At 73.8% G+C, this 22,566-nt stretch carries 24 protein-coding genes and 1 pseudogene; 11 read left to right on the plus strand and 14 right to left on the minus strand.

Going from position 1 to position 22,566, the window contains the following annotated elements; translation table 11 throughout:
• Positions 1-104: 104 nt before the first annotated feature.
• On the plus strand, positions 105-2,204 hold the full coding sequence (locus tag BLS67_RS00100; protein WP_091237681.1) for a catalase: 2,100 nt from the start codon (positions 105-107) through the stop codon (positions 2,202-2,204).
• Between the two features lie 48 nt (positions 2,205-2,252).
• On the opposite strand, the gene BLS67_RS23990 is transcribed toward BLS67_RS00100, so the two are convergent.
• Together BLS67_RS23990 and lepB are read right to left on the minus strand one after the other, a co-directional pair.
• Positions 2,253-2,765, minus strand: a complete 513-nt coding sequence (locus BLS67_RS23990) for a TlpA family protein disulfide reductase (protein ID WP_091237683.1) — start codon at positions 2,763-2,765, stop codon at positions 2,253-2,255.
• Positions 2,762-3,493, minus strand: coding sequence for a signal peptidase I (gene lepB, locus BLS67_RS23995; protein WP_091237690.1), 732 nt, complete (start codon positions 3,491-3,493; stop codon positions 2,762-2,764). Before lepB ends, BLS67_RS23990 begins: the two co-directional genes overlap by 4 nt.
• A 212-nt stretch (positions 3,494-3,705) precedes the next feature.
• Between lepB and BLS67_RS00115 the strand changes: the two genes are divergently transcribed.
• Positions 3,706-4,422 (plus strand): hypothetical protein, encoded by a 717-nt coding sequence (locus BLS67_RS00115; protein ID WP_091237694.1) that lies wholly within the window; start codon positions 3,706-3,708, stop codon positions 4,420-4,422.
• A pseudogene (locus BLS67_RS24905) lies at positions 4,344-4,802 on the plus strand (DUF222 domain-containing protein); the annotation flags it as partial. The gene BLS67_RS00115 and the pseudogene BLS67_RS24905, both read left to right, overlap by 79 nt.
• Here BLS67_RS24905 and BLS67_RS24255 read toward each other — a convergent pair.
• The 8 genes from BLS67_RS24255 to BLS67_RS00155 form a co-directional block, all read right to left on the minus strand.
• Positions 4,707-4,970, minus strand: coding sequence for a hypothetical protein (locus BLS67_RS24255; protein WP_242653648.1), 264 nt, complete (start codon positions 4,968-4,970; stop codon positions 4,707-4,709). The pseudogene BLS67_RS24905 and the gene BLS67_RS24255 overlap by 96 nt on opposite strands.
• Positions 4,971-5,105: 135 nt before the next feature.
• Positions 5,106-5,939: a 5-oxoprolinase subunit C family protein gene (locus BLS67_RS00125; RefSeq protein WP_165617410.1), complete on the minus strand. Its 834-nt coding sequence runs from the start codon at positions 5,937-5,939 to the stop codon at positions 5,106-5,108.
• A complete protein-coding gene (locus tag BLS67_RS00130; protein ID WP_091237699.1) occupies positions 5,936-6,544 on the minus strand; it encodes a 5-oxoprolinase subunit B family protein in 609 nt (202 codons plus the stop codon). Before BLS67_RS00130 ends, BLS67_RS00125 begins: the two co-directional genes overlap by 4 nt.
• On the minus strand, positions 6,544-7,293 hold the full coding sequence (locus tag BLS67_RS00135; protein WP_091237702.1) for a LamB/YcsF family protein: 750 nt from the start codon (positions 7,291-7,293) through the stop codon (positions 6,544-6,546). The genes BLS67_RS00130 and BLS67_RS00135 overlap by 1 nt, the downstream gene beginning before the upstream one ends.
• Positions 7,293-8,249, minus strand: coding sequence for a non-homologous end-joining DNA ligase (gene ligD / locus BLS67_RS00140; RefSeq protein WP_091237705.1), 957 nt, complete (start codon positions 8,247-8,249; stop codon positions 7,293-7,295). The genes BLS67_RS00135 and ligD overlap by 1 nt, the downstream gene beginning before the upstream one ends.
• A 1-nt stretch (position 8,250) precedes the next feature.
• Positions 8,251-9,198: an SDR family NAD(P)-dependent oxidoreductase gene (locus tag BLS67_RS00145; RefSeq protein WP_091237708.1), complete on the minus strand. Its 948-nt coding sequence runs from the start codon at positions 9,196-9,198 to the stop codon at positions 8,251-8,253.
• Positions 9,099-9,545: a nitroreductase family deazaflavin-dependent oxidoreductase gene (locus BLS67_RS00150; protein ID WP_091237711.1), complete on the minus strand. Its 447-nt coding sequence runs from the start codon at positions 9,543-9,545 to the stop codon at positions 9,099-9,101. Before BLS67_RS00150 ends, BLS67_RS00145 begins: the two co-directional genes overlap by 100 nt.
• 34 nt (positions 9,546-9,579) lie before the next feature.
• On the minus strand, positions 9,580-9,795 hold the full coding sequence (locus tag BLS67_RS00155; protein ID WP_091237713.1) for a DUF4287 domain-containing protein: 216 nt from the start codon (positions 9,793-9,795) through the stop codon (positions 9,580-9,582).
• A 113-nt stretch (positions 9,796-9,908) separates the two neighbouring features.
• Here BLS67_RS00155 and BLS67_RS23580 point away from each other — a divergent pair, with 113 nt between their 5' ends.
• Both BLS67_RS23580 and BLS67_RS00160 read left to right on the plus strand, forming a co-directional pair.
• Positions 9,909-10,328: an Rv0909 family putative TA system antitoxin gene (locus BLS67_RS23580; protein ID WP_165617408.1), complete on the plus strand. Its 420-nt coding sequence runs from the start codon at positions 9,909-9,911 to the stop codon at positions 10,326-10,328.
• 8 nt (positions 10,329-10,336) lie between these two features.
• Positions 10,337-11,932 carry a helicase HerA-like domain-containing protein gene (locus BLS67_RS00160; protein WP_242653651.1) on the plus strand — a complete coding sequence of 532 codons (1,596 nt, stop codon included), beginning with the start codon at positions 10,337-10,339 and terminating at the stop codon, positions 11,930-11,932.
• A 10-nt stretch (positions 11,933-11,942) separates the two neighbouring features.
• Here BLS67_RS00160 and BLS67_RS23585 read toward each other — a convergent pair whose 3' ends face one another.
• Positions 11,943-12,083, minus strand: coding sequence for a hypothetical protein (locus BLS67_RS23585; protein ID WP_165617411.1), 141 nt, complete (start codon positions 12,081-12,083; stop codon positions 11,943-11,945).
• A 115-nt stretch (positions 12,084-12,198) separates the two neighbouring features.
• On the opposite strand from BLS67_RS23585, the gene BLS67_RS00165 reads away from it, so the two are divergent.
• From BLS67_RS00165 to BLS67_RS00180, 4 genes are read left to right on the plus strand one after another with little or no spacing between them, the layout of a single operon-like run.
• Positions 12,199-12,837, plus strand: coding sequence for an SIMPL domain-containing protein (locus tag BLS67_RS00165; RefSeq protein ID WP_165617412.1), 639 nt, complete (start codon positions 12,199-12,201; stop codon positions 12,835-12,837).
• Positions 12,838-13,770 carry a KPN_02809 family neutral zinc metallopeptidase gene (gene ypfJ, locus BLS67_RS00170; RefSeq protein WP_242653653.1) on the plus strand — a complete coding sequence of 311 codons (933 nt, stop codon included), beginning with the start codon at positions 12,838-12,840 and terminating at the stop codon, positions 13,768-13,770.
• A complete protein-coding gene (locus BLS67_RS00175) occupies positions 13,760-14,545 on the plus strand; it encodes an enoyl-CoA hydratase/isomerase family protein (protein ID WP_091237718.1) in 786 nt (261 codons plus the stop codon). Before ypfJ ends, BLS67_RS00175 begins: the two co-directional genes overlap by 11 nt.
• A 17-nt stretch (positions 14,546-14,562) precedes the next feature.
• Positions 14,563-15,231 (plus strand): NADPH-dependent F420 reductase, encoded by a 669-nt coding sequence (locus BLS67_RS00180; RefSeq protein ID WP_091237721.1) that lies wholly within the window; start codon positions 14,563-14,565, stop codon positions 15,229-15,231.
• Positions 15,232-15,283: 52 nt separating this feature from the next.
• Here BLS67_RS00180 and BLS67_RS00185 read toward each other — a convergent pair whose 3' ends face one another.
• Positions 15,284-16,111: a siderophore-interacting protein gene (locus tag BLS67_RS00185; protein WP_242653655.1), complete on the minus strand. Its 828-nt coding sequence runs from the start codon at positions 16,109-16,111 to the stop codon at positions 15,284-15,286.
• Positions 16,112-16,247: 136 nt separating this feature from the next.
• Between BLS67_RS00185 and BLS67_RS00190 the strand changes: the two genes are divergently transcribed.
• On the plus strand, positions 16,248-17,690 hold the full coding sequence (locus tag BLS67_RS00190; protein WP_091237726.1) for an MFS transporter: 1,443 nt from the start codon (positions 16,248-16,250) through the stop codon (positions 17,688-17,690).
• 4 nt (positions 17,691-17,694) lie between these two features.
• On the opposite strand, the gene BLS67_RS00195 is transcribed toward BLS67_RS00190, so the two are convergent.
• The gene (locus BLS67_RS00195; protein ID WP_207500138.1) at positions 17,695-18,513 is read right to left on the minus strand and encodes a DeoR/GlpR family DNA-binding transcription regulator; all 819 of its coding nucleotides are present in this window, start codon (positions 18,511-18,513) and stop codon (positions 17,695-17,697) included.
• A gap of 15 nt (positions 18,514-18,528) precedes the next feature.
• Positions 18,529-20,793, minus strand: a complete 2,265-nt coding sequence (pdxA, locus tag BLS67_RS00200) for a 4-hydroxythreonine-4-phosphate dehydrogenase PdxA (RefSeq protein WP_091237729.1) — start codon at positions 20,791-20,793, stop codon at positions 18,529-18,531.
• A gap of 185 nt (positions 20,794-20,978) precedes the next feature.
• On the opposite strand from pdxA, the gene BLS67_RS00205 reads away from it, so the two are divergent.
• Complete coding sequence (locus BLS67_RS00205; protein ID WP_091237733.1) at positions 20,979-22,565, plus strand: ABC transporter substrate-binding protein; 1,587 nt, start codon at positions 20,979-20,981, stop codon at positions 22,563-22,565.
• The last annotated feature ends 1 nt before the right edge of the window (position 22,566 follow it).

Genomic DNA, 22,566 nt, shown 5'->3' on the forward strand with positions numbered 1-22,566 from the left:
CCTGGCACCTGTTTCGTCCTGGCGGGCCCCGGGGCAGTCAGCAGCCGACTCGCGTCCAGACAACGGCGCCGGCCATCCCCCCGCACTCGTTCCCAGGGAGAGCCATGCCTCCGGCCCGCAAGCCCGACCAGTCCGCCCCCGCGCAGGTCAGCCCCACCGGCGTCCCCTTCGAGGCCGCCGACGGCGACCGCGACCCCCGCGGCCAGGGCGGCGACGTCCTCACCTCGCCCAACGGCGTCCGCATCCCCGACACCGACCACTCGCTCAAGGCCGGCCGCCGCGGCCCGATCCTGCTGCAGGACTTCCACCTGCGCGAGAAGATCAGCCACTTCGACCACGAGCGCATCCCCGAGCGCGCGGTGCACGCCCGCGGCGCCGGTGCGCACGGCGTGTTCGTCGCCAACGGGTCGGCGGCCAGCATCACCCACGCCCCGGTCCTGGCCGAGAAGGGCCTCGAGACGCCGGTGTTCGTGCGGTTCTCCACCGTGCTGGGCTCGCGCGGCTCGGCCGACTCGGCCCGGGACACCCGCGGCTTCGCGGTGAAGTTCTACTCGAAGGAGGGGAACTGGGACCTCGTCGGCAACAACATGCCGGTCTTCTTCATCCAGGAGGCCATCAAGTTCCCCGACCTCATCCACGCCGGCAAGCCCTCGCCGAACCGCGAGATCCCGCAGGCGCAGTCCGCGCACGACTCGTTCTGGGACTTCGTCTCGCTGCACACCGAGGCCACCCACCACGTGCTGTGGAACATGAGCGACCGCGGCATCCCGCGCAGCTTCCGGATGATGGAGGGCTTCGGCGTCCACTCCTTCCGGCTGGTGAACGCCGAGGGCGAGTCCGTGCTCGTGCAGTTCAAGTGGACCCCGAAGCTCGGCGTGCACTCCCTGACCTGGGAGGAGGCGCAGCTGGCGATGGGCACCGACCCCGACTTCCACCGCCGCGACCTCGCCGACGCCATCGAGGCCGGCGCGTTCCCGACGTGGGACCTCGGCGTGCAGGTCTTCCCGGACAACGAGGAGCAGACCTACGAGGGCATCGACCTGCTCGACTCCACCAAGATCGTGCCCGAGGAGATGGTCCCGGTGCAGACGATCGGGACGCTGACGCTGACCGGCAACCCGACGAACTACTTCGCCGAGACCGAGCAGGTCGCGTTCAACACCGCCCACGTCGTGCCGGGCATCGACTTCAGCAACGACCCGCTGCTGCAGGGCCGCAACTTCTCCTACCAGGACACCCAGCTCACCCGCCTGGGCGGGCCGAACTGGACCCAGCTGCCGATCAACCGCCCGCAGGTGCCGGTCAACGACAACCACCGCGACGGGTTCATGCAGCAGGGCATCCCGACCGGCGAGACCGGCTACCACCCGAACAGCATCGACGGCGGCAGCCCGGCGCCGGCCGAGCAGGGCGGCTACGTCAGCGTGCCGAGCCCGGTCAGCGGCGAGGTCGTCCGCGGGGTGGCGGCTTCCTTCGACGACCACTTCAGCCAGCCGGCGATGTTCTACGCCTCGCTGTCCGACGTCGAGAAGACGCACACGATCGAGGCGTACACCTTCGAGCTCGGCAAGGTCTACGAGCAGTCGATCAAGGAGCGCGTCCTCGGCGTCCTGGCGAACATCGACACCGAGCTGGTGACGAAGGTGGCCGAGGGCCTCGGTCTCCCGGTGCCCGACGGCACGCCGGCCGAGCACCTCGCGCCGTCCCCGGCCCTGTCGCAGATCACCGGTGAGTCGTTCCCGCTCGACGGCAGGCAGGTCGCCGTGGTCGCCGGTCCGGACTCCGACCTCGCCGGCATCGCCGCACTGCGCACCGCGTTGGACGCCGAGGGCGTGCAGCTCAAGGTGCTCGCCGCCCGCGGCGGGAAGCTGGGCACGGGCACGGACCAGCAGGTGGTCGAGCGGACCAACCTGACCGCGCGGTCCATCGAGTTCGACGCGGTGGTCGTCGCCGACGGCGCACCGGAGGACGGCGACATCAAGGCCGTCGTCCTGCTGCAGGAGGTGCTCCGCCAGCTCAAGCCGTTCGCGGCCTGGGGCTCGGGCGCGGAGGTCCTCACCGCGGCCGGGGTGTCCGGTCCCGGGGTGTTCACCGGCGTCACGGTGGACGACGTCGTCGCCGACCTCGTCGCGGCGATGGGCCAGCACCGGGTGTGGGAGCGGGCCGACCTGGTGACCGCCTCCGCCGTCCCCCCGGCGGTCTGAGGTACGGCAGGGCACCGGGCGAGCAGGTCCGCCCGGTGCCCTGCCGGCTCAGTCGAGCTGGTCGAGGGCGCGCTGCAGGTCGGCGGCGGTCACCGGGCCGGAGTAGGCCGCGGCGACCAGGCCGTCGGCGTCGATGACCACGGTCGAGGGCGTCTGCGTCGCCGGCCAGGCGGCGAACGCGGCCGCGAGCTCGCCGGAGGGGTCGTGCACCGAGGGGTAGGTGATGCCCTGCTCGTCGAGGAACGCCTGCGCGAACTGCTCCTGGTCCCGCAGGTCGACCCCCACGACGGCCACCTCGGGGTGCGCGTCGGCGATTCCCTGCAGCTCGGGCACCTCGACCCGGCAGGGGCCGCACCAGCTCCCCCAGAAGTTGACGACGGTGACCACGCCCGCGGTCGCCGTCGGGTCCAGCGTGCCCCCGCCGACCAGCTCACCACCCACCTCGGGCGCGGGCTCGCGGTCCGCGACCGGGATGACCTCGCCCCGCGGGGTGGCCTCGAGACCGCCCGTGCACCCGGTCAGCACCGCCACCGCCGCGAGCAGGCCGACCGCGGCCCTCACCGGCGCCGCCGGACGGCCAGCAGCACCGGCGCCAGCAGCACGGCCGTGCCGGGGTCGACCGGGCCGCTGGCGGTCGTGTCCTGGATGTCGGGGCTGTCGATCCAGCCGAACCGGCTCAGCGGCCAGACGATGACCGACGCCTTCCCGATGACGTCGTCGACCCCGATCGGGCCGTGGTCGCGGGAGTCCGCCGAGTCCGACCGGTGGTCGCCCATCACCCACAGCTGCCCGGCCTCGAGCGTCACCGGGCCGAAGGCACGTTGGTCGTCCTGGTACAGGTAGGGCTCGTCGAGCGGCCGGCCGTCGACGGTCACCCGGCCCTGGTCGTCGCAGCACTGCACCGTCTGCCCGCCGACGGCGACGACGCGCTTGACGAAGTCCCGGTCGCTGGGCCGGGCGACCCCGACGGCCCGACCCACGAACAGGGCCGCGCGGGAGAGCCAGTTCGTGGGCTCGTCGGCCTGGGTCTCCGAGGGCCAGGCCGCCGGGCCCTCGAAGACCACGACGTCGCCCGGCTGCGGGTCGGAGAACCAGTACGGCGGCTTCGTCACCAGGATCCGGTCGGCGGTGCAGCCCGGGCACCCGTGCAGGGTCTGCTCCATCGAGGCGGACGGGATGTAGAAGGGCTGGACCAGGAAGGTCTTCACCACCACGGCCAGGACGACGGCCACCAGCAGCAGCACCGGCAGCTCCTTCAGCAGCGACCGCTGCTCCTTCTTCTCCGCCATGCCGGCAGCCTGGCACCAGGGCCCGCCCTGTGGGCACCTCCGCCGCGCCGATCGATCGGGGCGCCGGTCCGATCTGCGTCGGAGCCGGGACCGGGCTCCACCGGCTGCTCCCCTTCGAACAAGGGCTCTGACCTGGTCTTCTGCGTTGCGACGGCCGAGCTCTGCCGATACACTTCGAACACCTGATCGAACCAACTGGAGGCGGGTGCGCAGTGGGTGAGCTCGGCACCGACCCCTCGTTCGACCCCTTCCCGGACACCGGCATGCTCAGCGCTGCCGCGGCGGCCTGGGCGGCGCTGGATGCCGAGGTCGCCGCGACCCGCGCGGCCGAGGAGCAGGCGGCACCAGCCCGCGCCATCACCGACCGCGCAACGCGGACCGCCGAGCGCGACGCCACCCGGCAGCTGTCGATGACCCTCCCCGCCGACGTCGCCGCCGTGCTCGACGCCGCCCGGGGACTGGTCGACGCGCAGGTGCCCCTCGGCGGGCCGGCCGTCGTGGCACCGGCGCTGCTGGCCCGGGTGCGGGGGTTGGCGCAGCTGGCCAACGTCGTGGACACCGCCCTGGCCCACGCCGTGCGGGCGGCGGAGTGCGCGCAGGCCGCTGAGTTCGACGGTCACAAGACCATGCGCGCCTGGCTGCCCGGCCACCTCAACATCATCCCCGCGACCGCGGCCCGGGTCGTGCGCGCGGGGCGCACCCTGGAGCAGTTGCCCCGGTGGGACACCGCCGCCCGCGAGGGCCGGGTGACCCCCGACCAGACCGCGACGGTGGCCAAGGTCGCCACCCCCGCCCGGCTGGCCGCAGCTCTCGACCTCGGCGTCGACCTGCACGGCGAGGACGGCCGGCGATGGTCAAGCGGGCCCTGGACTGGATCGACCCCGACGGCCCCGAACCCGACCCCACCAAGCAGCGCGAACTCCACCTGACCCCCTCCCCGAACGGAGGCGGCACCTTCCACGGCCGACTCGACGCCGTCGGCTACGAGAAGCTCACCACCGCCGTCACCGCCTACCAGCAAGCCGGACGCACCAAGGGCGACGACCGCACCCACGCCCAGCAGATGGGCGACGCGTTGGTGCAGCTGTCCGACAACGCCCTCGCCGCCGCCACCACCCCGATGCTGCGCAAGAACTACGCCCACATCGCCGCCACCATCAGCGCCGAGGATCTCCTCGACCACGAAACCGTCGCCGGCGCTGCCCGATTCGGTTCAGGGCAAACGGTGTCCAACACCGTCGTCCAGCAGATCGCCTGCGACTCGATCATCACCCGGGTCCTGTTCGGGCCCGACGGCATGCCGCTCAACATCGGCCGAGCCCAACGCCTCGTCCCCGCCCACATCCGCCGCACCGCCGAAGCCCGAGACGGCGGCTGCCAGAAGGACCCGACTGCCCCCCACCACTCGCAAGCTCGCGGCGGGCCCCTGCAGCCGGGCCGGGATCGCCGACCACGGCGACACCAGTGTCGAGAACACCGCCCTGCTCTGCGAAAGCCACCACACCCAGGTCCACCACGGCTACTCGATCCGCTGGGACCCCGACGAACGACGATGGCGCACCCACCGCGAGCACGGCACCGAGATCATCACCGGGTATCCCCCACCCTGAGCTCAGCGGCGGAAGCGGACGGCCTGCCCCGGGGAGAGCTGCGCGCAACCGTCGACGTCGGCCTCGGCCACGTAGCCGATCACGGGGTAGCCGCCGGTGACGGGGTGGTCGGCCAGGAACAGCACCGGCTGCCCGGACGGCGGCACCTGCAGCGCGCCGCGTGCCATCCCCTCGCTGGCCAGCTCGCCGTCCCGGCAGCGCTCGAGCGACGGCCCCGCCAGACGCAGCCCGACCCGGTTGCTCTCCCCCGTCACCTCCCACGCCGTCGTCCCCAGCGCGCGGTGCGCGTCGTCGGTGAACCAGTCCGCACGCGGGCCGGGGCGGACGGCGACCACCAGCTCCCCGGCGACCGGCTCGGCCACCGGGGCCTGGTCGACCGGCGACCACGCCCCCGACGCCCTCCCCACCGGCAGCACGTCGCCCGCGGCCACCACCGGCGGTCCCAGCCCCGACAGCAGGTCGGTCGAGCGCGACCCCAGCACCGGCGGCACCGCGATCCCGCCGCGCACCGCCAGGTAGCTGCGCAGCCCCCGCACCGGCGCACCGAGTCGCAGCTCCTGGCCCGGCCCGAGCCAGGTCGGGGCGGCGTAGGGCGCCCCGGGGCAGCGGGCCCCGGTCAACGCCACCCAGACACCGGCGTCCGCGCGTACCGCCAGGCCGCCTGCCGTCACCTCGAGCACGGCGTCGTCGAGCCGGTTGCCGAGCAACCGGTTCGCCAACGCCGCGGCGGCCCGGTCGGCGGCACCGGACCGGCCGATGCCCTGGGCGGCCAGTCCCGGGCGGCCGAGGTCCTGCACCGTCGTGAGCGGCCCGGGGACCAGCACCGTCAGGCTCACGCGGTGTCCACGAAGCGGACCCGCACCCCCGGCCGCAGCAGCGCAGCCGGGTCGCGGTCGACGTCGAAGACCGGGAGCTCGGTCCGGCCGAGGAGCTGCCACCCGCCCGGGGACTCCCGCGGGTAGACGGCGCTGAACCCACCGGCCACGGCGACCGCGCCGGCCGGCACCCGGGTTCGCGGCGTCGACCGGCGTGGGACGTCCCAGGAACCGTCGGCCGCCGTCGCGTAGCCGAAGCCCGGGGCGAAGCCGCAGAAGGCCACCGTCCAGACGGTGCCGGTGTGCCGGGCGACCACCTCGGGCACCGAGCAGCCCAGCACGGCGGCGACGTCGGCGAGGTCCGCGCCGTCGTAGACCACCGGGACCTCCAGGTCGCCGGCGTCGGGGCGGGCGCCGGGGACCGGCCGGGCGGACCGCACCCACCGCGCGACGGAGTCGCTCGCCACCACGGCCGGGTCGAAGGCGACCAGCACCGTCCGCGCAGCGGGGACGACGTCCACCACCCCGGTCGGTGGAGGGTCCAGCGCCGCGTGCAGCGCCAGCACCTCGTCCAGGTCGGCCAGCTCGACCAGGAGCGCGGCGTCCCCGGCGGGGAGCAGGCGCATCAGGCGAACGGGGCCAGGACGACCCCGGCCCCGGTGAGGGCCTCCCGCACGCGGTGGGCGATCCCGACCGCCCCGGGGGTGTCGCCGTGCACGCAGATCGAACCGGGGTGCAGCTGCAGCGACCCGCCCTCGACGTCGCGCACCGGCTGCCCGCCGGCCATCGCGACGCAGCGGGCGGCGATCTCCTGCGCGTCGTGCAGCACCGCGCCCGGGAGCCGGCGCGGCACCAGCGTGCCCTGCGGCGTGTAGGCCCGGTCGGCGAAGGACTCGGCGACGGTGGTCAGCCCCGCTTCGCCGGCGAGGCGGAGGAAGACCGACCCGGGCAGGCCCAGCACCGGCAGCGCGCGGTCGACGTCCACCACCGCGGCGACCACCGCCGCCGCCTGCTCCTCGTGGGACACGATCGCGTTGTACAGCGCCCCGTGCGGCTTGACGTAGCGCACCCGGTCACCGGCCACCCGGGCGAACGCCGAGAGGGCGCCGAGCTGGTAGACGACGTCCTGGGTGAGCTCGTGCGGGTCGACGTCGATGAACCGCCGGCCGAACCCGGGCAGGTCGCGGTAGCCCACCTGCGCCCCGATGGCCACGCCGCGCTCCACGCACCGCTCGGTCACCCGCCGCATGGTCGTGGCGTCGCCTGCGTGGAAGCCGCACGCGACGTTGGCGCTGGTGACGATGCCCAGCAGGGCGTCGTCGTCGCCCAGCGACCAGGAGCCGAAGCCCTCGCCCAGGTCGGCGTTGAGGTCCATCAGTCCTCGGGCTCCGGGGGGACGGCGGCCCCGGCGGCCTCGTCGCGCGCGGCCCACTCCAGCAGCGGGGCGATGTCGAAGACCTCGCGGTCGATGTCCGCGTGCAGGTCGCCCAGCTCGGCGAACCGGGCCGGCACGGTGGCGATGGTGAAGTCGCGCGGGTGGGCGTCGTCCACCTCGTCCCACCGGACCGGGGTCGAGACCGTCGCCTCGGCGTTGCCGCGCACCGAGTAGGCGGCGGCGATGGTGTGGTCGCGGGCGTTCTGGTTGTAGTCGACGAACACCGCGCGCGGGTCGCGGTCCTTGCGCCACCAGGTGGTGGTGACGTCGGCGGTGCGCCGCTCCACCTCGCGGGCGAAGGCCAGCGCACCCCGCCGGACGTCGCCGAACCCGTGCACCGGCGGGATCCGGACGTACACGTGCAGCCCGTTGCCGCCCGAGGTCTTCGGGAAGCCCACGGCCCCCAGCTCGTCCAGTACCTCGTGCACCACGTGGGCGACCCGACGGACGGCGGCGTAGTCGGCGTCGGGCATCGGGTCCAGGTCGATGCGCCACTCGTCGGGCAGCTCGGTGTCGGCCCGGCGGCTGTTCCAGGGGTGGAACTCCACGGTGGACATCTGCACGGCCCACGCCACGTGCGCCAGATGGGTCACGCACAGCTCGTCGGCGGTGCGGTTCCAGCGCGGGAAGTGCAACCGCACCGTCTCGATCCACGGCGGCGCCCCGGCCGGGACCCGCTTCTGGTGCACCTTGTCGCCCTCGACGCCCTTGGGGAAGCGGTGCAGCATGCAGGGCCGCTCCCGCAGTGCGTTCACGATGCCGGGGCCGACGGCGAGGTAGTAGTCGAGCAGGTCCTTCTTGGTCTCGCCGCGGGCCGGGAAGTAGACCCGGTCGGGGCTGGACAGCCGCACGTCCAGGCCGTCGACCTCGATCTCCAGCGCCTCCGCCTTGGCCACGTCAGGAGGGTAGGCCGACGAGGTCGGCCGAGAGGTCCCACAGCGCGCGGGCTCGGCGGTCGTCGGTGGCCCAGGGCATGGCGGTGGCGGTGCCGCGGTCGGCGTGGAAGCCGCCGTTGCGCCAGCCGTAGTCCGCCGTCGCCAGCCAGACCAGGGTGTCGGCGCCCTGCGCCGGGGTGCGGAAGCTGCGGGACAACCCCAGTTTCCAGGCCAGCCCGGACAGCCCGCCCGACCGGGCGCCGAAGGAGGTCGCCACCGCACCGGGGGTGTAGCAGGTGGCGGTGACGTCGGGCGCCCAGCGGAGGGCCAGCTCACGGGTGGTCAGCGCATTCATCGTCTTGGCGCGGGAGTAGGCGAGCATCCCCGAGTAGGGACGCGGTGGGTCGGCCGTCACCGTCCGGGGCAGCGGGCCGAGCCGGTGCATGAACGACGACGTCGCCACCACCCGGCCGCGGGCGGCCCGCAGCGGCGCCTCGAGCAGCCGGGTCAGCAGGTAGGGCGCGAGGTGGTCCACCTGGAACGTGGTCTCGAACCCGTCGACGGTGGCCACCCGCCGGGGGAACGACCCGCCGGCGTTGTTGGCCAGCACGTCGATCCGCGGGTGCCGGGCCAGCAGGTCGGCGGCCAGGGCACGGACGTCGTCCAGGCGCGCGAAGTCGACGGTGTGCCGCTCGACGGCGCGGTGGTCGTCGGGGTGGCCCTGGGTCTGCAGCTCGTCGGCGACGGCCGCGGTCTTGCCCGGTGACCGGCCGACGACCACGACACGCCACCCGTCGCGGTGCAGCCGGCGGGCCGCCGCCGCGCCGATGCCGTCGGAGGCACCGGTGACGACGGCGACCCGGTCGGCGGTCAGGCCTTCCGCTCCACGAGCACGACCGGGATCTCGCGGTCGGTCCTGCGCTGGTAGTCGGCGTAGTCGGGGAACGCGGCGACCGCGCGCTCCCACCACACCGCCTTCTCCTCGCCGGTGATCTCGCGGGCGACGCCGTCCCAGGGCTCGGGACCGTCCTGCACCGTCACCTCGTCGGGGTGCGCGGTCACGTTGAAGTACCAGGTGGGGTGCTTCGGCGCCCCGCCCTGGCTGGCGACCATCGCGTAGACGCCGTCGTGCTCGACCTTCATGAGCGGGTTCTTGCGCACCTTGCCGCTCTTCGCGCCGCGCGTGGTGAACACGACGACGGGCTCGGGGCGGTTCGGGAGGGTGTTGGCCTCGCGGCCGCCGCTGCGCTCGTAGGCCTCGACCTGGTCGCGGACCCACTTCTCGGGGCTGGGCTCGTACTCGCCTTCCAGTGGCATGCACCGACCCTAGGACCTGCCGGTGACGAGCGCCTCAGCTCTGGGCGAGCGTGTGCGCGACCAGGGCGTTGGCGTGGCCGTGGCCCATGCCGTGCTCGGCCTTGAGCCAGCCGACGAGCTCCATGTGCCTCGCCCCGGGGTGCTCGACCCGACGGGCGCGCACCAGTTCCTGCCACTCCGCGATCGGCCTGCCGTACTTCTCCTCGATCGACGGGAAGTAGCTCGCCGGCCCCTGCACCTTCTCGGTCATGGGGACATCCTGGCCGACGGGAACGGTTCCGGACGCGCGTTCGTGGCACGGGTGGCACCCGCGCCGCCCGAGCGGCAGGGTGTCACCGACGACGACCAGAGGAGTACGACGTGGTGGACTTCGGCAGTCTCGCGAAGAAGGCGCAGGACGCGCTGGCCCAGGGCTCGGACAAGATCGAGGCGGCCCTGAAGGACAACGCCGGCAAGATCGAGGGCGCCGTCGACAAGGCGGGGCAGTTCGCCAAGGAGAAGATGCCCGACCGCGCCGCGCAGATCGACAACGCGACGGCGAAGGCCAAGGCCGCCGTCCCGCGGCACGAGGACGGCACCGGTGCGGCACCCGCGGCCCCGGCGGGCGGCGCGACGCCCACCCCGACCCCGGTGACGCCGCCGGCCCCCGTGGCCGAGCCCGGCGCCGTCGGTGCCCCCGGCGTGACGCCGGCCACCCACACCGCGCCCGATGCCGGCGCGCCGTCCTGGACCCCGCCGTCGCCGACCCCCGAGGTCGACCGCGCCGCACGCGAGCAGGGCTGACGGCACCGGTGAGCGCACCCGTCGACGACAGCTCGGCCGACGTCGCCGCCGGCATCGCGGCGGGCTACGCGTTCACCGGACCCGCCCTCGACCTGGGCTCCGTGGTGCACGGCGGCCAGCCGCACCCCGGCGCCCAGGTCCGGGTTCCCCTGTCGATGATGACCCGCCACGGCCTCATCGCCGGCGCCACCGGCACGGGCAAGACGAAGACGCTGCAGCTGCTGGCCGAGCAGCTCTCGGCGCAGGGCGTCCCGGTCGTGCTCGCCGACGTCAAGGGCGACCTCACCGGGCTGTCCCGCCCCGGTGAGACCGGCGACCGGGTCACCCGGCGGGCCACCGACACCGCCGACACGTGGACGGCGACCGGCTACCCCGTCGAGTACCTGGCGCTGGGTGGCCTCGGCACCGGCGTCCCGGTGCGGTCGACGATGACCTCGTTCGGACCGGTGCTGCTGAGCCGGGTCATGGGGCTGAACAAGACCCAGGAGAGCTCGCTGGGCCTGGTGTTCCACTACGCCGACACCGCCGGGCTTCCGCTGCTGGACCTCAAGGACCTGCGCGCGGTCATCTCCTGGCTGGTCAGCGACGAGGGCAAGGCCGACCTGCAGGGCCTGGGCGGGCTCAGCAAGGCCACCGCCGGGGTGATCCTGCGCGAGCTGGTCGCCCTCGACGACCTCGGCGGCGACGTCTTCTTCGGCGAGCCCGAGTGGGACACCGCCGACCTGATGCGCACCACCCCCGACGGCCGGGGCGTGATCAGCTCGGTGGAGCTGTCCGCGGTGCAGGACCGTCCGGCGCTGTTCTCCACCTTCCTGATGTGGCTGCTCGCCGACCTGTTCGAGGACCTCCCCGAGGTCGGCGAGGTGGACAAGCCCAAGCTGGTCTTCTTCCTCGACGAGGCGCACCTGCTGTTCACCGGGGCCAGCGCCGCGTTCCTCGAGTCGGTCACCCAGACCGTGCGGCTGATCCGGTCCAAGGGCGTCGGCGTCTTCTTCGTCACCCAGAACCCGACCGACGTGCCGCCGGCGGTGCTGGGCCAGCTGGGCAACCGGGTGCAGCACGCGCTGCGGGCCTTCACGCCCGACGACGCGACCGCGCTGAAGAAGACGGTCAAGACCTATCCCCGGTCCGACGCCTACGACATCGCCGAGACCCTCACCGCGCTGGGCACCGGCGAGGCGATCGTCACGGTGCTCTCCGAGCGGGGGGCACCCACCCCCGTCGCCTGGACGATGCTGCGGGCACCGCGGTCGTTCATGGGGGCCGTCGAACCGGCCCAGCTGCAGGCCGCCGTCGCCGCCTCGCCGCTGCTCCCCCGCTACGGCACGGCCGTCGACCGGGAGTCGGCCTACGAGCGCCTGGCCACCCGGCTGGCGCCCCCGCCCACCGCCCCGGCGCCCCGGGTCGAGCCGGCCCCGCGCGTCGAGCCGGCCCCGCGCGTCGACCCGGCACCGCCCCGGGAGCGCCGGCAGCCGGAACCCGGGACCAGCGTCGTCGCCGACGTCCTCGGGTCCTCGGCGTTCCGGGCGTTCACCCGCTCGGCCGCGTCGGCCCTCGGGCGGGAGATCACCCGCGGCCTCTTCGGGACCCGCCGCCGGCGGTGAGCCGCCCTGCTCAGCCGTTGGGCGGGCGGATCAGGCTCACCACGACCAGCCCGACGAACACCACGACGAACACCCAGGCCGGCACCCCGAGCATCCACGAGGTCAGCAGCGCGGCGAGCAGGCAGATGCCGCCGACCACGCCGATGGTCATGAACCTGCTCTCGGCTCCTCCGTGACCGGCCACCCCCCGAGCTTCACAGCGCCGGGTCACAGGAGCATCACGGGCCGGGAAGCGTTCCCCACCTGTGATCTGCCAGGGTGTGCCGGTGACGGACGACAGCCCACGGGTGGTGGTGCGGGGCGAGACCACCCTGCGGGTGCGCCCCGGCCACGCGACGCTGAGCATCACGGCCACCGCCCGCGACGCGCAGCGCGACCGGGCGCTGGAGCTGCTGGCTGACCTGCAGCGCGGGGTCGTCGACCTGCTCGAGCAGCACGCCGGGCTGATCACCCGGCACTCGACCGCTGCGGTCGGCGTGCACCCCGAGTACTCGGACCAGAAGGACGTCACCGGCTACCAGGCCGCCGTCACCACCGAGCTTCGGCTGGACGACGTGGACCGGGTCGGCGAGGTCGCACTTGCCGCTGCCGCGCTGGACGGCTGCTCGCTGTGGGGGCCGAACTGGGCGCTGGACCGTGACGACCCGGCGCACGCCCGGGCCCGCACCGAGGCCATCGGCGAGGCCGTGTCGCGGGCCCGCGGGTACGCCCTGGCCGTGGGCAGCACGCTCACCGGACTGGTCGAGCTGCGCGACGTCGGCACCGGGGGCACCGGACCGATGATGATGGCCGTCAGCCGCCGGGGCGCGACCCCGGAGCTCGACCTCGAACCCGCCCTGCAGGAGGTGCACGGCGCCGTCGAGGCCGTGTTCCTGATCTCTCCCCCGAACCTCGAGGAGCTCTAGATGGTGCGGTTCCGCGAAGGTGCCCGGCTGGACACCTCCGGCGTGCAGGACCGCCGCGGTGGAGGTGGGGGCCGCGGGCTCGCCGTGGGCGGTGGTGGCATCGGCGTGCTCGGCATCATCGCCTTCGTGCTGGTCCAGGTGCTGGGCGGCGGCGGCTCGGGCGGGTCGGGCAGCGACGTCGCCAGCATCCTGTCCCAGCTGCAGGGCGGCAGCTCCGGCACCGCCGACAACACCGAGCTCGAGCAGCAGTGCCGGACCGGGGCCGACGCCAACGACAGCGCCGACTGCGCGGCGGTGGCGATCATCGACTCGATCCAGGACTACTGGACGGCGGCGCTGCCGCAGACCTCCGGCACCGCCTACGCCGAGACCGACACCGTCTTCTTCTCCGGGCAGGTGCAGACCGCGTGCGGCGGGGCCACCAGCGGGTCCGGCCCCTTCTACTGCCCCGGCGACCAGCTGGTCTACGTCGACCTCACCTTCTTCGACCAGCTGCAGAGCCAGTTCGGCGCCCGCGGCGGCACGTTCGTCGACGCCTACGTGCTGGCCCACGAGTACGGCCACCACGTGCAGAACCTGCTGGGCACCAACGCCCAGGTCACCCCGGGCGAGACCGGGCCGACCTCGGGCACGGTGCGGCTGGAGCTGCAGGCCGACTGCTACGCCGGCGTCTGGGCCAACCACGCGACCACGACGTCGGACGACGGCCAGGAGCCGCTCATCACCGAGATCACCCAGGACGACGTCGACCGGGCCCTGGACGCCGCCAGCCGCATCGGCGACGACTTCATCCAGACCAACCTGGGCAACGGCACCGTCGACCAGGACGCCTTCACCCACGGCTCCTCGGAGCAGCGCGAGCGCTGGTTCTCCACCGGCTACTCCTCCGGCGACCCGGGTGCCTGCGACACGTTCGGCACCGATGACCTCTGACCTCGCGCTCACCGTCGAGGGCACGGTCGCCACGCTCACCGTCGACCGGCCGGCCAAGCGCAACGCGATGACCCGGGCGATGTGGGCCGCGGTCCCCGGTCTGCTCACCGAGGTGGTCGACGACGTCCGGGTGCTGCTCGTGACCGGCGCCGGGCCGTCGTTCTGCGCCGGCGCCGACATCGGCGAGCTGCTCGGCGGCGAGGACCCGGCCGACCCGATGGCCGGGTTGCGCGCGGACAACCTGGCCGCGCAGGCCGCACTGCGTGCGTTCCCGCACCCGACGATCGCCGTGGTGCGGGGGCACTGCATCGGGGGCGGGGTGGAGCTGGCGGCCAGCTGCGACCTGCGGTTCGCCGACGACACCGCCGTCTTCGGGGTCACCCCGGCCCGCATCGGCGTGGTCTACCCGCCGGCGCCCACGAGGGCGCTGGTCGACCTCGTGGGCCCGGCCACCACGAAGTGGCTGCTGTTCTCGGGCGAGCTGCTGGACGCCGCGGCCGCGCTGCGGGTCGGGTTGGTCGACGAGCTGCACCCCGCCGACCGGCTCGAGGCCCGGGTGCAGGAGTTCGCCGCCGTCCTGTCGAGCCGGTCGGCACTCACCCAGCGGGCCACCAAGGAGACCGTCACCGCCCTGACGGAGGGCCGCGACGCCGAACCCGCGGCCTCTCGTCGGTTCCGCGAGACCATCGCGTCCGGCGAGCTGGCCGAGGGGGTGGCCGCGTTCGCCGACCGGCGACGGCCCCGCTTCCCCTGGGGCGGAATCACCCCGGCCTGACGGTGTTGTGAGCCAGCATGACCACCATCGGCATCATCGGGGCCGGCGACATCGGCTCCCAGCTCGCCCGCATCAGCACCGACGCCGGCTACGACGTCGTCATCGCCAACTCCCGGGGTCCGGAGACCCTCGCCGACCTGGTCGCCGAGATCGAGGCCCGCCCGTCCCGGCGAGGATCGATCCGCGCCGCCACGGCCGTCGAGGCGGGCGAGGCCGGCGAGGAGGTCGTCGTCGTCACCGTGCCGCTGAAGAACCTGGGCGACGTGCCGGTCGAGCCGCTGGCCGGCAAGATCGTGATCGACACCAACAACTACTACCCCGAGCGCGACGGCCACATCGCCGAGCTCGACGACGAGACGACCACCACCGCCGAGATGGCCCAGGCGCACCTGCCCACCTCGAAGGTCGTCAAGGCGTTCAACCACATCTACGCCCAGCACCTCACCGAGAAGCGGTCGCCCACCGGCACCGAGCACCGTCGGGCGTTGGTCATCGCCGGCGACGACGCCGTCGCGAAGGCCTGGGTCACCGAGTACCTCGACGAGATCGGCTTCGACGCCTACGACGTCGGCCCGCTCGCCGAGGGCTGGCGCATCCAGCGCGACACCCCCGGCTACGGCCCGGAGTACGACGTCGAGCAGCTGCGCACGGCGACGGCGGAGGCCAAGCGCTACCGCGACATGTGACCACCGGGCTGGTGGAGTCGCAGCGCATCGTCCCCCGAGCGCTGCGACTCCGTCAGACGGTGAGCGCAGCCTCGTCGGCGGCCACGGCGGCGTTCCACTCGGGCTTCTCGGCCTGCCAGCGGTCCTCGGTGCGGCCGACCCGCCAGTAGCCCGAGACGCTGAGCAGCTCACGGGGCACCTCCCAGCGGGCGCGCACGAACCGGCGCAACTCGCGCACGAAGCCGGCCTCGCCGTGCACGAACACGTGCGGCACGCCCTCGGGCCAGTCGGCGGCCAGCACCGCGGCGGTCACCGCCGCCCCCACCGGACCCTCGCCCCGGTGCACCCAGGTCACCCCGGGCAGGTCCTGCTCGTCGGCCGGGCCCTCGACCTCGACGAACGCCCGCACCGGCGCGCCGGCCGGCATGCGCGGGAGCGCCGCGGCCACCGCCGGCAGCGCCGAGTCGTCGGCCACCAGCAGGTGCCAGGCGGCGTCCGGGCTGGGCGCGTAGGCGCCCCCGGGGCCGGCGAACTGCAGCAGGTCCCCCGGCTGCGCGGCGGCCGCCCACGGTCCGGCGATCCCCTCGTCGCCGTGGGTGACGAAGTCGACGGCCAGCTCGCCGAGCTCGGCGTCCCACGAACGCACGGTGTAGGTGCGGCTGACCGGCCACAGCTCGCGCGGGTGCTCGGCCTGGACCGTCTCGGCGTCGAAGGGCGCGGCGTAGGGCGCCCCGGGCGGCGGCAGCTGGAGCTTCACGTAGTGGTCGGTGAACGCGCCCGCGCCGAAGCCGGCCAGCGCGTCACCGCCCAGCACGACCCGGACCAGGTGCGGGGTCACCCGCTCGGTGCGCACGACGGTGCCCACGCGGGTCACCCGTCGCTTCTTCGGTGGCTGCGTCACGTCGTCCTCCAAGTTAGGTGTGCCTAACGTACCTCGACCGGTTGGTTGGACGCCCCAACGTGCGGTACGGGCCCGGTGGCGTGACCATCTCGGTGCGGTCGACGGCGACCGCACCGAGACGAACCAGGGGCAGCACATGGCCACCGGCACCCACGACCTGGGCACCATCACCACCGACGTCCCGGCCCGGCTCGACCGGCTGCCGTTCTCCCGCTTCCACCGCATGGTGATCGTCGGCCTGGGCACCGTGTGGGTGCTCGACGGGCTCGAGGTCACCATCGTCGGCAGCGTCGGCGCCCGGCTCACCGAGGCCGGCAGCGGCATCTCGATCACCGCGTCGCAGATCGGGCTGGCTGCCTCGATCTACATCGTCGGCTCGTGCCTGGGCGCGTTGTTCTTCGGCCAGCTCACCGACCGGTACGGCCGCAAGAAGCTGTTCATGCTCACCCTGGGCATCTACGTGGTGGCCACCGTGCTCACCGCGTTCGCCACCGCGCCCTGGTTCTTCTACCTGTGCCGGTTCTTCACCGGCGCCGGCATCGGCGGCGAGTACGCGGCGATCAACTCGGCCATCGACGAGCTGATCCCGGCGCGGCTGCGCGGCCGGGTCGACCTGCTGGTCAACGGCTCGTACTGGCTGGGCTCGGCGGCCGGTTCCGGCGCCTCGTTGCTGCTGCTGGACGAGAACCTGCTGGGCGCGGGCATCGGCTGGCGGCTGGCCTTCGGCATCGGCGCGGTGCTCGGGCTGCTCATCCTCGTCGTGCGCCGGCACGTGCCCGAGAGCCCCCGGTGGATGTTCATCCACGGCCAGGCCGACGAGGCGAACCGCACCGTCGGCGAGGTCGAGCAGGAGGTCGAGCGCGAGACCGGGCAGACCCTCGAGCCGGTCGACCAGCAGCTGCGCATCACGCAGCGGCACGTCGTCCCGTTCCGCGAGATCGCGAAGGTGGCGTTCACGAAGTACCCGAAGCGGGCCGTGCTCGGGCTGGCGCTGTTCGTCGGGCAGGCGTTCCTCTACAACGGGTTCACCTTCAACCTGGGCACGCTGATGACCACGTACTTCGGGGTCGCCACCTCGACCGCGCCGGTGTTCCTGGTCGTCTACGCCGCCGGCAACTTCCTCGGCCCGGTGCTGCTGGGCCCGCTGTTCGACACGGTCGGCCGCAAGCCGATGATCTCGATCAGCTACCTGGGCTCCGCGGCGATGGCGGTGGTCATCGCGCTGGTGTTCACCGGGCTGAACGCGTGGACGTTCATCGGCCTGCTCGGCATCACGTTCTTCCTGGCCTCGGCCGGGGCCAGCGCGGCCTACCTCACGGTGAGCGAGATCTTCCCGATGGAGACCCGGGCCCTGGCGATCGCGTTCTTCTACGCGATCGGCACCGGCCTGGGCGGCATAGTCGGCCCGGTGCTGTTCGGCTCGCTGGTCGAGTCCGGGGACAGCAGCCAGCTGATCACCGGCTTCTACATCGCGGCGGCCGTGATGGCGGTCGGCGGCCTCGCCGAGCTGGCCTTCGGGGTGAAGAGCGAGAACGCCTCGCTGGAGGACATCGCCGACCCCCTCAGCGCGGCGGACTGAGGCCTCAGGGCTGCTCCGCCCGACCCTGCTGGTCCACCACGACGACCGCCACCCCTGCGGCCAGGAACGGGGCCAGGGCGGCCGGCTCGGCGGCGTCGTCGGTGACCAGCGTCCACGGCTCGGGCAGCCGGGCCCACGCGTGGAAGGGGCGGCGGCCGAGCTTGGCGGCGTGGGCGAGCACGTAGACCTGCTGCGACCGCCGCGCCATCAGCTCCTTGAGCCGGGTCTGGTCCAGACCCGCCTCGCAGATGCCGCTGTCGGCGGTCACGCCGTCGGCGCCGAGGAAGACCCGGTCGAACGTCATGCGCTCGAGCGCGGCCTCGGTGAGCGGGCCGACGAACCCCTGGGAGAGGTGCCGCAGCGTGCCGCCCAGGCACTCGACGTGCACCTCGTCGACGTCGGCCAGCGCCTCGAGCACGGTCAGGCCGGTGGTGGCCACGGTCAGCGGCACCGTCGTCCGCAGCTCGTGGGCCACCGCCCCGACCGTCGAACCGGCGTCCAGCAGCACGGTCTCCCCCGGCTGCACCTGGGCGGCGGCCCACCGCGCGATGCCCCGCTTGGCCGCGTAGGCCTCGCCGGTGCGCTGCCGCAGCGACGTCTCGGGGTGGGCCACCAGCGCCATCGCCCCGCCGTAGGTGCGGGCCAGCCGACCGTCGCCGGTCAGCTGCGCCAGGTCGCGCCGGATGGTGGAGGCGGTCACCTCGAAGGTGGCGGCCAGCTCCTCGACCGAGGCCAGCCCGGTGGTGGTGGCCAGCCGCACGATCTCCTCGCGGCGGGCGCGGGACCCCAGCTGACGGGCCGTGCCGGCGTCGTCGATGTGCACGCGTGCCTCCGCGGGTCAGGCCGCCGGCGCCGGCGACGTCTGCGTCGCAGGACTGGGCGACATCTGTGCAGCCTGCCGCAGAGCCTCGACCATGCTGCGGACGTCGACCTTGCCGGTGCCCGCGATGTCGAAGGCCGTGCCGTGGTCGACCGACGTGCGGATGACCGGCAGGCCCACGGTGATGTTCACCCCGGCCTCGATGCCCAGGATCTTCACCGGGCCGTGGCCCTGGTCGTGGTACATGGCGACGATCAGGTCGTAGTCGCCCCGGCCGGCGACGAAGAAGGCGGTGTCGGCCGGCATCGGGCCGCGGGCGTCGATGCCGTCGGCCTGCAGCACCTCGATGGCGGGGACGATCTTCTCCTCCTCCTCGCCGTAGCCGAACAGGCCGTTCTCCCCGGCGTGCGGGTTGATGCCGCAGACGCCGATGCGCGGGTTCTCGATGCCGGCGCGGACCAGCGCGTCGTGGCCGCGGCGGACGGTGCGCTCGACCAGACCGGGCTCGATCTTGGCGATCGCGTCGATCAGCCCGATGTGGGTGGTCACGTGGATCACCCGGATCTTCGGCGAGCTGAGCATCATCGAGACCTCCTCGATGCCGCAGAAGTGCGCGAGCAGCTCGGTGTGCCCGGGGTAGACGTGCCCGGCCGAGTGCAGCGCCTCCTTGTTCAGCGGCGCGGTGCAGATGCCCTGCACCCGCCCGGCCATCGCCAGCTCGGCGGCGACCCGGATGTACTCGTAGGCGGCGTGCCCGGCGACCGGCGACAGCTGCCCGAACGGCAGGTCGGCCGGCAGCAGGCCCAGGTCGACGACGTTGATCCGGCCGGGCTCGAAGACCGCCTGCTCGGGGCCCTCGACCACGACGATCCGGGCGGCCAGGCCGAGCAGGTCGGCGGCCTGCTGCAGCCGGGCGGCGTCGCCGACCACGACGGGCCGGCAGTCGGCGTAGGAGGCCTCGTCGACCAGGGCACCGACCACGACCTCGGGGCCGACCCCGGCACCGTCGCCCATGGTGACCGCGATCCACGGCCGGGGATCGGTGCTCGTCCCCGGGGTCGTTGCGGGGGTGGTGAGGGTGCTCATCGGGAGGGTGCCTTCCGTCGGGGTGCGGGGGGTCAGGGCGGTGAGGATGGTCAGGAGGGAGTCGGCGTCGCCGAAGCTGCCGGGCCGGGTCACGACGGTGCGGCCGTCGTCGGCGGTCGAGAGGACAGCCCCGTGGTGCACAGACCCGCGGGGGGTGAGCCGGACGACGTCGAGGGCGTCGAGCACCCGACGGGCGGTCTCACCCCCGGTCAGCACCAGGTCCACCACCGCGTCGGTCAGCTGCAGCGCGTCGGCGACCAGCCGGGACAGCCCGGCCGAGAGGGCGCGGGAGGACGCGGGGCGGACGGCGTCCGCGGGGTCGGGGCGCAGCACGAGGGGGCCGCGGGTCAGCCGGTCGGCGACCTCGGCGGCCCAGCGGGCCTCGGCAAGCGGCTCGACCAGCGCGGCCACCGGGACCACCAGCTCGTCGACCCCGGCAGCGACCAGCTGTGCCACCTGCACGGCGGCCACGGGCTCCGCCGTCCCGACCACGACCAGCGGCCCGGCGCCGACCCCGCGGACGCCGGGCGCGGCACCGACGGCCGCGCCGAGGGTGCGGCCGAGGGCTGCAGCGAGGCCACCGGACCCGGCCAGGGCCACGCCGGGCAGCTGCGCCACGGCAGCGACGACCGCGTCCAGGTCGGCATCGGTCTCCCCGTCGCAGACGGGCACCGACCCGGCGCCGAGCAGGGCCTGCAGCTCGCTGCCCAGCCGGGGCGAGCGGACGACACCCAGCGGGACGACGGCCACCGGCAGCGGGGCCAGCGCCTGGGCCACGGTCGCCGGGGCAGGGCGGCCCTCGGTGGCCCACGCGTCCAGGGCGGACAGCGGCCGACCGGCAGCGGAGGGCACGCCGTCGACCACCGTGCGGCCCAGCGCCGGCAGTGCCGGGGCGACGACGACCGCACCGGCGGCGCCCACCGCAGCGGCGAGCGGACCGCGCAGCAGCGAGTCAACCTTGATCAGCACCTGCGCGGACCGCGCAGCGGACAGGGCAGCCCCGACACGGTCGGCCACGACGTGGTCCGGGAGGTGCCGGGCGTCCAGGTCCACCACGCACACCCCGGCCGGCATGGTCGGCAGCACCTCGCCCGCGAGCAGCACGGAAACCTGGGATCCCAGCAGGGCGGCGGTCTCGGCCGCCCCGGAGAGGTCGTCGGCCAGGACCAGGACCGCGGGGGACGGTGGTCGGGTCACGCGGCACCTCCCAGCGGACGACGGGGTCGGGCCAGATGCCCGACGACCTGTGCAGCGTGACACACAACGCGCACAACACGCCAGCGTCTTGCGCGAAACGCGCACGAGGTGGCACGGTGACCCAGGCAACACCGACCCGGCCGGCGACCGCCGGGCCCCGGTCCGGCACGAGCGAGAGGTCGACGATGACCGCACCACGGACGAGCAGGGAGATCTCCCGCCGCTCCCTGTTCCGCCTGGGTGGCGTGGTGGGGGCCGGTCTGGCGTTCGGGCCGGCCCTGGCCGCCTGCGCCGGGCCCACCGGCACCCCCGGCCCGGGCACGCTGACCATGGCGCTCAACCGCTCCCTGGTCAGCCTGGACAACAAGCTCAACCAGTTCGACGCCGCGGTCACCGTGCAGCGCGCCGTGCGCCAGGGCCTGACCCGGATCGGCGCCGACCTCACCCCCGAGCTGGTGCTCGCCGAGCGCTTCGAGCTCACCGGCGACACGCAGTGGACGGTGCAGCTGCGCGACGGGGTCGTCTACTCCGACGGCACCCCGGTCACCCCTCAGGACGTCGCCACCGCGCTGCAGATGTACCAGGACGTGAACGGCTCCTTCCTCGCCTCCTTCTTCCGCGAGTGGCCCACCGTCGAGGTGCTCGACGAGCGCACCTTCACGATGAACACGCAGCTGCCCGAGCCCAACCTCGACTACCTGATGGCCAACATCCTCATCACCCCGGCGGCGGCCAACGCCCCCGAGGAGCTGCAGTCCGGCGTCGGCTCCGGCCCCTACGTGGTCACCGCCAGCAACCGCGGTACCGGCGACTACACGCTGACCCGCAACGAGAACTACTGGGGCGAACCGGCCGCGGTCGAGACCGTGCGGGTGCGGTTCGTGCCCGAGGAGTCCAGCCGGGTCGTGTCGATGCGCTCGGGCGAGGTCGACGTCATCGACACCATCTCCCCCGACTCCGCCGACCAGCTCGCCGGCGTCCGCGACGTCACGGTCGAGCGGGTCGACGGCCTGCGGATCAGCCAGCTGTTCTACAACTTCCGCAAGCCCGCCGACCACCCGCTGGCCAACGTGAAGGTGCGGCAGGCGCTGTCGCTGGGCATCGACGGGCGGGCCCTGGTCGACGACGTCCTCGTCGGCTCGGTCACCGCCGCGAAGGGCGTCGTCCCCGAGGGCCTGGCCGGCGGCACCGGGAACCACGAGTACACCTTCGACCCCCGCGCGGCCCGGCAGATGCTGGCCGCCGAGGGCATCCAGGACGGCGACCTCGAGCTCACCATGATCTGGGAGACCGGGGAGTTCGCCAACGACACCTCGGTGATGGAGGCCGTCGTGCAGATGATGGGCGACATCGGCGTCCGCAGTCGGCTGGTGCAGTTCCAGCCCGGCGGGGACATCTCGCTGTGGCGGCAGGGCCGGGCCGGCGACTGGGACGTGCTGGGCAACGGGTTCGCCTCCCCCACGGGCCTGGCGCTCACCATGCTGCAGGGCATGTACGGCGGCACCGCCGAGCGCGAGGCCACCCGCGACACCTACCACGGGTACGTCTTCCCGGAGATCCAGCAGGTCATCACCGCCGCCGGCACCGAGGTCGACCCCGCCCGCCGCGAGGCCCTGCTGGCCCAGGCGCAGGACGCGGTGTGGGAGACCTGGCCGTGCATGTGGGCCTTCGTCCCCGACGCCGTCCTCGCTCGGCGCAATCGGGTCGGTGACCTGGTGCTCAAGCCGTCCAACTCCTTCGAGCTCTCGACGACCACGCTGGGACGCAGCTGAC

Origin of the sequence: Klenkia soli (assembly GCF_900103975.1) — a bacterium.
GTDB classification, from domain to species: Bacteria; Actinomycetota; Actinomycetes; order Mycobacteriales; family Geodermatophilaceae; genus Klenkia; species Klenkia soli.